Below are 13,078 nucleotides of genomic sequence, written 5' to 3'. Positions count from 1 at the left end.
GGGAATACGGAATTTAGCGGTTTTTATTTCCACTAAGGATAAAACTTGGTAAGATTGGCACGGATGTTGTGGAAGTGTACATGATACAATGAAAAATATAAAATAAATAGAGTAACAATGAAAACAGACATTTTAAATCAGTACCAAAAGATTATGGACAGGGCAATCCGTTTGGCCGACATCAACAATCCGGAGAGTAGGGACATGGAAAGAGTCATGAATGCGGAAGGATTGTATGAGCAGTTGAAGGATATCAACTGGTTTGATTTGTTGCAGGAAATGAGCGAGAACTCCGAGTACTATTCTTTCAAGGGGTATTTCACGCATTATCAGGAGCAACTCCAGAAGGTTATGGACCAATATCCGGCAGACGTGTTCGACAGGGAGGGATACGATTTCATGGATGAAGACAATCCGGTCTTCCAATATTACCGTTCCAGGGATGACGCGGATAATTTTGGGGTCTTTGTTGCATTGCTCCGGTTGCTCCGGAAAAAAATGACCGAGCTGCAAGGCTGCTTTGAACAGAAGGAGGTTCATATCGCCAGATTGGCGGAGGAGAACTTGGCCTATGCCCATGAATATACAAACTACACCTGGGAAAAAGCCGGGGCTGTCTATGACCGGCTGGTGGAGAAGGGATGCCTTATGGATCAGGAGTGGGGAAGGGAAACTTTCTGTTTCAGGTTGACCGGCAGAAAGAAAGGGAACCTTTTTATCACTGTTCTCCTCCAATGGTGCAAGTCCAATATCCTGCTGTATATGTTTTTGAAAGAGCTGGTGCCGGATGACGGTAAAATCTGGGTAAAGTCAGGCGTCTTCTTTCGTCTCAGGGATGGCTCAATAATCAATCCGGAAACGGCCAAGAGGGAATTGCAACGCATGAAGACAGGAAGCAAAAAAAATGAAGGGCTTGTTAGCTATCTTGTCCATGGGGAAAAATAGTGGCACAACCAATCGGGAGGGAAGTGGAGATTCCATGTTCCCTCTCTTTATACTATCAGCCTCATACTGCACTGTCTAAGAAAAGATACGCCCGGGCAACAAACCGGTACCTGGAACGCGGAATCATCAATTGAGAAGGATAAACAAGTCACTCCTTATACCGCTTCTTATACTCCTCCAGTTCCTCCATACTTCTGATATTCAGCACCTCCACGAATTTCAGAACCTTTTCATCGCCGTTCATCAGGGATTCGAGCCTGGCCTCCCTCATAATCTCCCCGTTGAGAAAGATGTTCCTAAGGCCCAGCTCCGTGATATTGTTCTGGAACATCTGTATCAGTACCGCGTCATTCCGTTTGAATGCGATGAACCATACGACAGAGGCAATCCTGGCTACCTTGTCACGCAATCGTGTATTGTCCTTGTATTTATCCTTGTCTATCTCATCTATCCTGCCGATGTCCTTGAGTATTTTCACGGCTTCCTCAGTGTCAGCTAGTTTTGTGATGTCTATACCTTTATTCTTCAGCCTGGAGAGTTTCAGCAGCAGGTCACCGGCAAAGACGTGGTTGAATACGTCTGCCTTTTGCTTGGGCTTGACTGGAGCGGTCGGAACTGACCTCTGTTCATTTTCATCCGGTTCTGTCTGGCCTCCCATATCGAAAATGCCGTCACCGAGCTTCTTCTTGAAAGCGTCCGTCACCTTCCTGGACTTGTCCTTGGTAGTCAGATGGGCGTATATCTTATCCAACATCTGGGTGTCTTCATGGCCGGTCGCTATAATTATATCCTCTCTTGGAATGCCCTTGCGACACATTATGGTAGAAAAAGTATGTCTTGCAGAATGGGTGTGAAGCAGTTCATAGAGGGGCTTGGTATATTTGGTACCGTTCTCCTCATAGGTCACAAGTTCGTTAAGGCCTGCTTCCTGGGCTATAACTTTTAGTTCCTTATTTAATTTAGATCGTCTTTCCTTATAATATTTGATTTCTGCACCGGTATACTTGTCTATGATTTCTTCTGCCATCGGAACTAGAGGAATGATAGCCCTGGCTCCGGTCTTCTGCTGGACGATAGATATTGTACCGTTCTCCTCATCCCTCTCGTTATCACCGTTGAAAAACTTCTGCATGTCACTGACGCGTTGGCCAACGAGGCATTGAAGTATGAACAAGTCTCTTATCTCTGTCTTTTTTTTGATTTGCTTCTCGGTGCCGCTTGGTTGATACTCGTAAAACTGCTTAATCTGTTCTTCTGTCAGTGCGACCTCCTTATTACGCGCAAGTTCCTTGTTGGACTTGTCTTTCATCAACTCGAAACTTTCAAGATTGCTCTCATTCCACTTGAAAGGAATATCAAGTCGTTTGGAAGCCTTTCTAAGAATAGAGAAAAGTGTACCTCCTATAATATTCTTTATGGTAGAAGCTTTCTTACCTTCCTTATTGTCCTCCTTACCCTCTTCAATCAAGTGTTGCTGGTATTTGGTGAATGTATCCAGGTTCATACTTTCCCAAATGTCGGGTATGGAGTTCTCATCCAGAAACCTTTTGAACTTGTCGATGTTGAATCGGTACTGGTCCTTTGAGCTTTCTTTAGTGTCCTTTTCCTCTACGATCTGTTTCATGATGAAGGTAGCTGGTTTCTCCGTTTTTTTCTTCATAGTATCCTTATAGATATATTGTTTAAGTAAAATGATGGCCCTGCGTTCTATCTCCTCAGGGTGGTCGCAAAGGTACTGCTTGTATTCCGAAAAATAAAGTTTCAGCTTGCCAATCTTTTCATTGACGATGGTATTGTTCTTGTTATCCAGCTCAGTCAACCGGCAACTGATATAAGCCTCCTGTTTCTTGACGTTCCACTGGTCCGGATATACCCTTACTCCAGTAGAAAGTTTTATCTGCTTGTTCCTGACGCGTGCTACAAAATAAACGTTCGTCGGTTTTTCGGACTTGGGTTTTCTAAGGTTGAATTTGCATCCGATCTCGTTGATGAAAAACTGTGCATTCATAAGGCGGTTCTTTAAGTTCGTTCTTTTTTTACGTTCTTTAATCCCGTTCTTTTAAAGCACTCAGCAACGAATCTGATTGACTTATAGCCCTTTGAGAATATGCTAGAACAAAACTTTTCACTTGTGAACAAAATCCCTATATTTGCACCCACTTATGATGAAGAAGTTAGTCTACATATCCATTCTTTCTCTGCTGCTCTTGTCTTCCTGCCGTTCCAAGCGGGTGATTACCGTGTCGTTGCCGCAGCCAGTCATGCAGGCAGACAGCGCGCAGCTTGGCGATACTATCGGGTTGCCTGCCCGCCTTTCGCCGATGTTCACCTTTGACCAGTCTGATTTGCGTAATGTCCGCCGCCAGCCGGCGAAGGGCAGGGTAAAGAAACAGCAGATAAAGAAAACGGCACCGGTACAAAAGGTAATTGTGCAGCGAGGTACAAGAATCACATCGAAAACCACCCACGTAGGCTCGGCCTATAAGGGCGTCAGCCGCATTAAGACGTACGACTTCACGCATCGCGACGTGCCTGCCGCCTTCGAGGGCTTCCGCATCGCCTTTGTCTCCGACCTGCACTACAAAAGCCTGCTGAAGGAGGAGGGATTGAAGGACCTGGTCCGCTTGCTCATAGACCAGAAAGCCGACGTGCTACTGATTGGCGGCGACTTTCACGAAGGCTGCCAGTACGTGCCGCCCGTCATGGCTGCCCTGGCGCAAGTGAAGACGCCGTTGGGAACCTATGCCGTGCTTGGCAACAACGACTACGAGGCTTGCTATGACGACATCGTGCGCGAGATGAAGCATTATGGCATGCATCTGTTGGAACATAAGGTGGATACCCTGCGGCGTGGCGGTGAGCGGATTCTTGTGGCGGGTGTGCGCAATCCCTTCGACTTGGCCAAGAACGGCACATCGCCCACACTCGGCCTTTCGCCCGACGATTTCGTAATCCTGCTGACGCATACGCCGGACTATGCCGAGGACGTCCCGGTGACAAACTCCGACCTCATCCTGGCCGGACACACGCATGGCGGGCAGGTGACGCTGTTCGGGCTTTATGCACCGATAGTCCCCTCGCACTACGGGCAGCGGTTCCTCTCCGGGCTGAAGTACAACTCAAAAAATATCCCGATGATTGTCACCAACGGCATCGGCACTTCGCAGAAGGCCATCCGCATGTTTGCCCCCGCAGAGGTGGTGATGATTGTGCTGCATCGGCTGACGGACTGATTTATTCTTCGGGCATCAGCACCACTCCCAGTTTCTTCTTGCCATCCATCTTTACCACCATTGGCTGGCGGAAATGTACATGCCGCAGGTACTTCGTCTCGTGTACGGCAGGCTGTGCATTCAAGAATTCCTGGTTGTATACGCCGTCATTCATAAAGGCGTTGATGGTAAAGTATCCCACTCCAAAGGAGGTCAGGTTCTGGAAGAAGTGGGTTCCCTGGCTGGGGTCTACCCGGTAGTTGGTCAGTCCGGCTTCCACTATCACGCGGGCAGCGCTGATGTGCGGCCACTTCACGGGGATGCCGAGCCAGGTGTCACTGCTACCCCAGCGTCCGGGACCTACAAGGACATAGTTGCGGCCTTCGTCCAGGAACTGCTGGTTCAGCTTCTCTATCTCCCAGGCAATCTCCTGGTTGTGGGAGGCACTATAGTCGTCTGTCTTCACATAGATAATGTCATGTATCTCGTTCATGATGCCATGTCCCAATGAGTTGTAGGAACGGAGCAGTACCTGGTCGTCCGGAATGGCGGTAAGGTCTTCATCCAGCATCTCCTTGGTGTCGACTATCGGGCGGATTTGCAGCAGGTAGAAGGTGCCGGTTTTGTCCTTCTCACGGCTCATGGTGGCGGCAAACTCTATCTCTACGGGACGGCGCATCTCCTGCTCTCCGTATTTCAAAGCCAGTTGCAGGATGCGTGGCAGGGGGAATACGTCGTGTTGCAGAATGTTGGCAAAGGTGATGACTTTGCGTCCACCGGGATAAAGCCCGTCGCGGATAATCTGGTCGTAAGGGTCGTAGGTGGAGGCTATGTAGTTCAGTGCTCCGTCCTTTTCCGCTTCTTTGACGTGCAGTTTCAGCAGGTTGAAGCCGTCGTCGATGGAGAAGTCGTGACCGGCATTGCGCAGGTCGAGGGCATAGAAGCGGGTCTGAGTCTCTTTGAGGGCAATCTCCATTTCGCTGGTTTGCAGCACCTGGTTGGGGTGATAGGGCGAGAAGCGGAGCGTCATGCCGCCGTCCACAATATATTTGCCCAAGCCGAGTGCCAGATTGACGATACCTTCTTCCGCCTTCTCGTCGCCGATGGGGTAGTAGTTGAGCGAACGTGCCACGCCGGACATGCTGGGGTAATAGCGGTCGCCATACTGGTTGCCTACCACCTCTTGCAGGATGACAGCCATCTTTTCCTGGTCGATAACGTTGCTCGTTGCCTGCATGTATGCCTTCGAGTCGCGGAAGTAGACCGAAGCATATACTCCCTTGATGGCATCGCTCAGCATGCGCAGCATCTCGTACTTGTCGTCCAGATAGGGAATCATATAGGTGTTGTAGATACCGGCGAAGGGCTGGTAGTGCGAGTCTTCCAGCAATGAAGACGAACGGATGGCAAGCGGCGACTTCACCACGTCGAAGAAGGTGAAGAAGTCTTCCACCAGACGGTCGGGCAACTTGGCTTTGAGGAAGTAGCGCAGGATGACGTCATCATCGGCATCGGACAAGGCTATCTGATACAGATTGTTGGTATCCATAAACTCGTCGAACACATCGGTACAGAGCACGATGGTCTTGGGGATGGCAACACGGGCATTCTCAAACTCTTCGAACTCGGGGTGATGCTTCACCAGGTTGTCGATGAAAGCCAGTCCGCGCCCCTTGCCTCCCAGCGAACCGTCGCCGATGCGGGCAAAGTTGGAATAGCGGTCGAAGCGGTCGCGCTTGAAGACTGCCACCACTCCTTGGTTTTTCATCTTGCGGTATTTCACGATAGCCTCGAAGATAATTTTACGGTGGGCATCCACGTCTTGCAAGCTATTCCAGGTGATGGGCCGCAGAAACTCTGCCACGGGAAACATGGCACGCGAGTAGAGCCAGCGGCTGACGTGGTTGCGGCTGATGTGGTAAAGGAATGATTCTGCCGGAACAGCAAAAAGAATGTTCTGCAGCTCTTTGAGATTCTTTACGCGGGCAATCTCTTCCAGCGTGTCCGGGTTGCGGAAGATAAAGTCGCCGAAGCCGAAATTGTCTGATACAATACGGCGCAGGTCCACATCCATCTTTTTGGAATTCTTGTCGATGAAGGCGGCATCGTATTTGGCTGCATACGCTACGTTGTCCGATTCGCTGGACTGTATGATAAGGGGTACAAACGGGTCTTCCTTGCGGATGGCGGCACAGAGCTTGATACCGGCCAGTCCGTCCTTCTCGCCCCGTTCTACGCGGGGGAAGCGTACGTCGGTGATGACACCTAATATATTATTCTTATATTTTTGGTAGATGCCAAAGGCTTCTTCATAGGTACGTGCCAGTACAATTTTGGGACGTCCCCTCATGCGCAGTGTGCGCTGATGGGCATTCAGTGCTTCGGTAGAGAATTCCTGGCTCTGCTTCAATACGAATTTATACAGATTGGGCAGGATGGAGGAGTAAAAGCGGATGCCGTCTTCCACCAGCAGGATGAGCTGCACACCCACTTCGTTGACGTCGTGCTCCAGGTTCATCTTGTCCTCTATCAGCTTGATGATGGAAACCAGCAAGTCGGTGTTTCCCAGCCAGCAGAACACATACTCAAAGGGACTGAGGTCTTCATTGGCAATACGCTTGGTGATGCCGTGGCTGAAAGGGGTAAGTATCACCATCGGAATCTGTTCATACAGGTTTTTGATGTATCGTGCCACGTCGAAGCTGTCGTTGTCTCCCGTGCCCGGCATGCAGATGATGAGGTCGAAAGAGATGGAGGACAGCTGTGTCAGCGCCTCCTCGCAAGTGGAAACCTGCGTGAAACGGGGAGGGTAGCGCAAGGAGAGCGAAGTGTATTCATTGAATATCTTTTCGTCGATGCGGCCGTCATCTTCCAGCATGAAAGCATCGTAAGGATTGGCTATCAGAAGGACGTTGAAAATGCGCCGTGTCATGAGGTTGGCAAACTGTGTGTCCTTGAAATAGAGCTGGTTTAATTTGAACTTACTGAGCATGGCTTCTCATGATTTGTTGGTTTCGGAAGGCAAAAGTAATAGAAATCGAACCTATTCGGATAGTTTTTCGACCGTTTTTTTTATATTTATGCGTAATATTGCATCCAAAAAAACAATATATGACCTATGTCTGCTCCATATCCGTTTCCATATAAATCCGTTGCATGTACATTTCTGCTGTTATGGGTGTCCGTTTTTTTGTCCGCTGACTTGTTTGCCGGTTCATTCCGCACCTTGGGTATCAAGGAGGGATTGGGCAGTCGGCAAGTATTCCAGATAAACAAGGATTCAGCCGGATTTGTCTGGGTGTATACTCATGTCGGGATAGATCGTTATGACGGGAATGAAATCAAGCATTACAAGTTGGACAGAATGGTTGATTCCAGGGACAATATCCAGTCTTCCACTACCATGATGTGTGATAAGGAGGGTATTGTCTGGGTTGCATTGAAGAATGGAAAAATCTATGCATACAACAAACTGACGGACTCTTTCCAATTGCGTGTGGACTTGGCCGATTACCTGCCTTCTCCGGTATTGTATAATATTCTGTTTGATGACGAAAACCGTTTGTGGTTGTGTATGTCGAAGGGGCTTTATTCTTGGGAAGAAAGTGCAGGGCTGTCTTTTGCCGGATTGAAGGGGCAATCTGTCCGTTGCATGGTCCAAATGGAAGATGAAGTGTTTTTTGCAGGCACCGACAAGGGTGTCTTCCGGCTGACGAAGGCAGGAGCGGCAGGTTCTTCGTCTTTTGAGACGAGGCCGGTTGGCCTGCATACAGAGATGCATGTGGAATCGCTCTATGTCTTCGGAGCGAAGCTGTTCATCGGTACCTTTTCAAACGGGGTATTTGTGCTTGACGGTCCCGACGGGCGGATACATCCCTTGAATGACCGGATTCCTCATGTACCTATCCGTTCGTTTGCAAGGACAAAGGATAATTTGCTGCTGGTGGGAGCCGACGGTGCAGGTGTTTTTTGCATGGATGTCGCTACCGGAAAACTTTTGAACCATTACATGAATAACGGGGATGATGACAAAAGCTTGAGTGGTAATACGGTATCCGATATTTGTGTGGATGAATCCGGAGTTGTGTGGATTAGCACTTCTACGAATGGTATCAGCTATCTGGATCCGGAGATGCCGGATGTCTATAGAATCAGACACGAACGCAATAATGATAATTCCCTGAAGTCGGACCATGTAAATGTAATGTTTCAGGACTCGGAGGGAGATTATTGGTATGGTACAAACAACGGCGTCAGCCTCTATCAACCTCGGTCACGCAAATGGACCCACTATCTGGACAGTACGGAATATAGTGGCAAAGTGGTATTGGCGCTTGCCGAAGACTCCGGGGGAAACATCTGGGTAGGTGGCTATGGTATCGGTGTCTATTGTATTCATAAACAGACCGGACGGGTACAGAAGAAAGAGAAAAGAAATGTACATCCGGAGAAGGGAATAGCCACCGACTATGTTTATGCCATTTATGCGGAAGGGGATTATATCTGGTTCGGTGGTATTGAAGGAGAGTTTACCCGTTACGATATACGGACGGATACTTATACATATTACCCGATTGATTGCATAGGTGACATAAAGCCGGGTAAGGGGGGCTCATTACTGATTGCCGGTTGCAGCGGGTTGGCCGTCTTTGATAAGAAGTCGGGAGACACGCAGTGGCATCAGACGTTTGGAGACATCTCTCTGCATTATCCTGTCCGTTGCCTGATGCAGTCCTCATCCGGCGATACCTGGCTGGCTACAGACGGGGAAGGCCTTATACGTGTTGGTCCGGATGGGAAAGAGGTGCATGCCTATACCGTAGATGACAATCTGGTTTCCAATTCCATCAATAGTCTGCTGGAGGATAACGAAGGGCGTATCTGGTTCAGTACGGAGAAGGAATTGTATTGCTTGGATTGTTCCCGGGATATTATCATCAGTGCCAATGATTTTTTGGATGTCAGCTGGGGATATTACAACCCGAATGCTGCCCTTAAGTTGAAGAATGGATGTCTTGCTTTCGGTACCGCAGAAGGGGTTCTTTCCTTCCTTCCGTCTTTGAACTTGGGGACTCATGCACCCGTTGAGCTGATTCTGACAGACTTTAAACTGCTTTATGAATCAGTCAAAGCGGGAATGAAAGGCTCTCTTTTGCAAACGAATATCAATGATACCCGGAAAATAGATTTGAAGTATAATCAAAACTCCTTCTCAATTTCCTTCTCTGCCATCAACTTTGCAGTCCCGCATCGTATTAGGTATGAGTATAGGCTCGAAAATCACAATGAAGAGTGGGAACACTCCAATTCAGTGCGGAACGTGAGCTATATGAATCTCTCGTCCGGTAAGTATGTATTCCGCTTGCGGGCATTTGATAAATACACCGGGCAGCAGGTGGGAGAAAGAAGTCTGGACATTGTCATTCATAACCCTTACTGGGTTTCGTGGTGGGCGCTGTTCATCTATTTCATCTTGTTGTCTGTCTTTGTCTACATATTTGTGCAGTATAGGAGGCATAAGGTGAACGAAGGGCGTATAAGGGACAAGATACGTTCCTTTATCAGTATAGCCCATGATATCCGTACACCGGTTACTTTAATAAAGGCTCCGCTGAGCGAGCTCGAAGCGCAGGAGGGACTTCCGGAGCAGGGTAAGAAAACCGTTGCGGTGGCAATGAAGAATGTGGAAAAACTGATGGGAATGATTACTCAACTGCTTGAGTTGCAGAAAACGGAACTGCATGCCGAGGAGTGTCTGAAGGTTTCTCCATACGACATTAAGGCTTATCTGGAGGAAAAAATGGCGGAGTTTCACTTAGCCGCCATGCAGAAGAGCGTCGGGATAGAGTTGGAGGTGGAGCCGGATATGTCCAAGGTTTGGATTGACCGGGAGAAGATGGATCATATCATAGACAATCTGCTCTCCAATGCCTTGAAGTATACAGAGAAGGGAGTCATTCACATACTGGTGAAGACTGCAAGAAAGAAGTGGACTATTGAAGTAAAGGATACGGGTATCGGCATTCCGAAAGAGGAGCAGGGCAATATCTTCCACGAATATTATAGAGCCCAGAATGCCATGAACTTTGAGGAAACCGGTTCGGGCATCGGTCTGATGATTACGCGCCGCATTGTGAAACAGCATCACGGCACCATCTCTTTCAGTAGCGTGGAAGGGCAGGGAACTACGTTTACGGTAACTTTCCCGCAGAGGATAAAGGCGAGCGTGGCGGTGGAAGCGAAGGCAGACGGCCAGGAAGAAGCTCAGGCCGCTACCGGGGCTGTGCATGAAGAAACGGAACGTGCCGGGAAGAATGTCCTTCTTCTGGCGGAGGACGATGCGGATATGAGGGAGTATCTGGTGGACAGCTTGTCTTCCGAATATAAGGTAGTTGCCGTGCCCGACGGCGGAAAGGCATTGGAGACGGCAAGGGAAATCAATCCTGATATTATTATCTCGGACATTGTGATGCCGGTACTGGAAGGTGATGAATTGTGCCGGATTCTGAAGTCATCGGTAGATACAAGCCATATACCTATTATATTACTGACCGCACTGAGTGAGAGGGAAAATATCATCTTCGGACTGGAAGCCGGTGCCAATGACTACATCATCAAGCCTTTCGACTTGTCTGTGCTGAAAGTGCGTATTAGGAATATTCTTCAGAATAGGCAGCATTTGCGCGAAACCGTGTTGGCGATGGATGCGCAGCCCGAAGAGACAGACTATACCAGCCAGTTGGACAAGGAGTTTCTGGACAAGGTTATGAAAGTGATTGAGGAGGAGTTGTCCGATTCGGAATTCTCCATCAATGACTTCTGCCGGATGCTGGGCATGAGCCGCACTTCTGTCTACAATAAGATAAAGACGCTGACCGGGCAGGGACCGAATGACTTCATCCGCATTGTCCGTTTGAACAAGGCAAAAGAGCTGCTGGTTTCCCGGAAATATTCGATAGGGGAAGTGGCGAATATGGTCGGATTTTCTGACCCGAAATATTTCAGTACATGCTTCAAAAAGCAGTTTGGTACCAGTCCCAGCAAAATTTAGAGCCATGAAGACTGCTTTTGAACCACTGCTGACAAGTATTAAACCTTTTTTGTCAGAGAATAAACCCTTGTCTCCCTGATAGTGCGTAATATTGTGGACAGTAAACAATATTAAAAAACGCATATAAAAAATGGAAACGTATTTAGGTCTTGATTTAGGAGGCACGAAGTTGCTGATTGGCGAAATGGATAGCCGTGGCAACATTTTGAGGTATAAGAAATATGACTCCGGTTACTTTAATCAGCAGGCTGCGCTGGAAATCATCAAGTCGTCGCTCGATGATTATATCCGTACCGTGGGCTGGTATGACCAGAAACCGGTAGCGATGGGTGTTGGGCTGATAGGGCGTGTAGATCCCAACGAAGGTGTCTGGCTGCAGATTGACCCGAGCAGGACACAGCGGATTGAGTTGGCAAAGGAACTGTCGGATATATATGGCATGCCTTGCCATATAGACAATGATGTGAAGAGCGCTACAAGAGCCGAACGCGTCTGGGGATTCGGACAAATTTCCAAAAACTTCATATACATAAATGTAGGTACAGGCATTGCCGTGGGTACGGTGATAAATGGGAGACAAATCCGTGGCAGCCATTTCAATGCCGGCGAAGTGGGACACGTGCGTGTAGGTGTGAACATAGGCATTAAATGCGGTTGTGGACGGATGGACTGTGTGGAGGCGATTGCTGCCGGCATAGGTTTTGACAATTGTGCCCGTCTGCTCCGCAACCAGTATGAGACCAGCCTGCATATTCCGGCTGAAAAAGGGGAACGGGTGATTGTGAGTGAGGTGTTTGCACTTAGTCAGAAAGGTGACCCTCTCTGTACGGTGCTGGTGGAGAATGCAGCTGAGGCGCTTGCCAATCTTATCATGAATCTGGTACGTGTGATTGACCCGGACACGGTGGTGTTGGGTGGAGGCATTGTGGCCGACGGGTATATGCACGAGAAGATTCTGGAGAAACTTCATCCTACGACCATGCGTTTTGTCAGCAACGGGGTTGTCATTACGAAACTGAATCCCGGATTTATCGGGCTTCTGGGGGCCGGCGCGGTGGCGATGAATATGTGATTAGGAATTAATGATTAAGAATATGAAAATAACAATAACAAAGAATGAAAAGGAGTTTGACTGCACGGCTGCATGGCGCATCATCGGGCAGATGTTGAATGAACCGGAGAGTGTGATAGGACTTTCGACGGGACGTACTACCGGCAATCTTCATCGGTTGGTGGGAGAAATCTATACTAAATATCCGTTTAAGGTGGATACCGTTACTTTCTTCGGATTGGATGAGGTAACGAATGTGCCGCGCGAATATGCCGGAGCATGCTACACGATGCTGAAAACGGAGTTGATGGATACATTGGGCATCAAGGAAGAGAATTTTTTGATGCTGCCTACCATTTCTGGTGATTTTGAACAGTCATGCAGGGATTTCCAGCAGAAAATTGCGAACCGTGGCGGTATTGATTTGCTGATTTTAGGGTTGGGTGAGAATGGACACCTGGGGTTCAACCAGCCGGAATCTCCCTTTGGCGGTGAAGCATGGGTGACCCGGATGAATGTGGAACTGGAAGAACGCATCCGTAGAGAAACGGGTACTCCTCCCGATAAAGAGTTGGGAGGGGCTACTTTGGGAATAAAGAACATTATGCAGGCACGCCGGATTGTACTGGTTGCCAAAGGGACTAATAAAGCGGATATTGTCAAGCGGATGCTTGAAGGGCCTGTGACAACAGATGTTCCTGCTTCCATCCTTCAGCTTCATCCCAACTGTGAATTTCTGCTGGATGAGGCGGCGGCAAGCATGCTTAACTGCTAAGTCGCCTTGCAGGCGACTGATAACTAATTATTTGAATTAATAAT

7 protein-coding genes are annotated in these 13,078 nt (G+C 48.5%); 5 read left to right on the top strand and 2 right to left on the bottom strand.

Annotated features, from left to right (window positions below; all coding sequences use genetic code 11):
* The first annotated feature begins 117 nt into the window (after positions 1-117).
* A complete protein-coding gene (locus tag HUX74_RS17965; RefSeq protein WP_174647147.1) occupies positions 118-945 on the top strand; it encodes a hypothetical protein in 828 nt (275 codons plus the stop codon).
* 148 nt (positions 946-1,093) lie between these two features.
* Here the strand turns inward: HUX74_RS17965 and HUX74_RS17960 are convergent, their stop codons facing one another.
* Positions 1,094-2,953: a tyrosine-type recombinase/integrase gene (locus tag HUX74_RS17960; protein ID WP_174647146.1), complete on the bottom strand. Its 1,860-nt coding sequence runs from the start codon at positions 2,951-2,953 to the stop codon at positions 1,094-1,096.
* A 157-nt stretch (positions 2,954-3,110) separates the two neighbouring features.
* On the opposite strand from HUX74_RS17960, the gene HUX74_RS17955 reads away from it, so the two are divergent.
* On the top strand, positions 3,111-4,178 hold the full coding sequence (locus HUX74_RS17955) for a metallophosphoesterase (protein ID WP_174647347.1): 1,068 nt from the start codon (positions 3,111-3,113) through the stop codon (positions 4,176-4,178).
* 1 nt (position 4,179) lies between these two features.
* Here the strand turns inward: HUX74_RS17955 and HUX74_RS17950 are convergent, their stop codons facing one another.
* Entirely contained in the window at positions 4,180-7,149 is a 2,970-nt protein-coding gene (locus HUX74_RS17950) for a PEP/pyruvate-binding domain-containing protein (protein WP_117600059.1), read from the bottom strand.
* Between the two features lie 126 nt (positions 7,150-7,275).
* Here HUX74_RS17950 and HUX74_RS17945 point away from each other — a divergent pair, with 126 nt between their 5' ends.
* From HUX74_RS17945 to HUX74_RS17935, 3 genes are all read left to right on the top strand, one after another.
* Positions 7,276-11,208 (top strand): two-component regulator propeller domain-containing protein, encoded by a 3,933-nt coding sequence (locus HUX74_RS17945; protein WP_174647145.1) that lies wholly within the window; start codon positions 7,276-7,278, stop codon positions 11,206-11,208.
* Between the two features lie 130 nt (positions 11,209-11,338).
* Positions 11,339-12,280, top strand: a complete 942-nt coding sequence (locus tag HUX74_RS17940; protein ID WP_117600061.1) for an ROK family protein — start codon at positions 11,339-11,341, stop codon at positions 12,278-12,280.
* 22 nt (positions 12,281-12,302) lie between these two features.
* Positions 12,303-13,034, top strand: a complete 732-nt coding sequence (locus HUX74_RS17935) for a 6-phosphogluconolactonase (protein WP_057097540.1) — start codon at positions 12,303-12,305, stop codon at positions 13,032-13,034.
* Positions 13,035-13,078 lie beyond the last annotated feature (44 nt).

The organism is Bacteroides sp. Marseille-P8574 (assembly GCF_902825465.1).
In the GTDB taxonomy this organism is placed as follows: domain Bacteria; phylum Bacteroidota; class Bacteroidia; order Bacteroidales; family Bacteroidaceae; genus Bacteroides; species Bacteroides uniformis.
This window is presented reverse-complemented; position numbering and strand designations above follow the sequence as displayed.

Coding starts and splice junctions, on each gene's coding strand:
- HUX74_RS17965 (WP_174647147.1), top strand. CDS start 118: ATGAAAACAGACATTTTAAATCAGTACCAAAAGATTATGGACAGGGCA.
- HUX74_RS17960 (WP_174647146.1), bottom strand. CDS start 2,953: ATGAATGCACAGTTTTTCATCAACGAGATCGGATGCAAATTCAACCTT.
- HUX74_RS17955 (WP_174647347.1), top strand. CDS start 3,111: ATGAAGAAGTTAGTCTACATATCCATTCTTTCTCTGCTGCTCTTGTCT.
- HUX74_RS17950 (WP_117600059.1), bottom strand. CDS start 7,149: ATGCTCAGTAAGTTCAAATTAAACCAGCTCTATTTCAAGGACACACAG.
- HUX74_RS17945 (WP_174647145.1), top strand. CDS start 7,276: ATGTCTGCTCCATATCCGTTTCCATATAAATCCGTTGCATGTACATTT.
- HUX74_RS17940 (WP_117600061.1), top strand. CDS start 11,339: ATGGAAACGTATTTAGGTCTTGATTTAGGAGGCACGAAGTTGCTGATT.
- HUX74_RS17935 (WP_057097540.1), top strand. CDS start 12,303: ATGAAAATAACAATAACAAAGAATGAAAAGGAGTTTGACTGCACGGCT.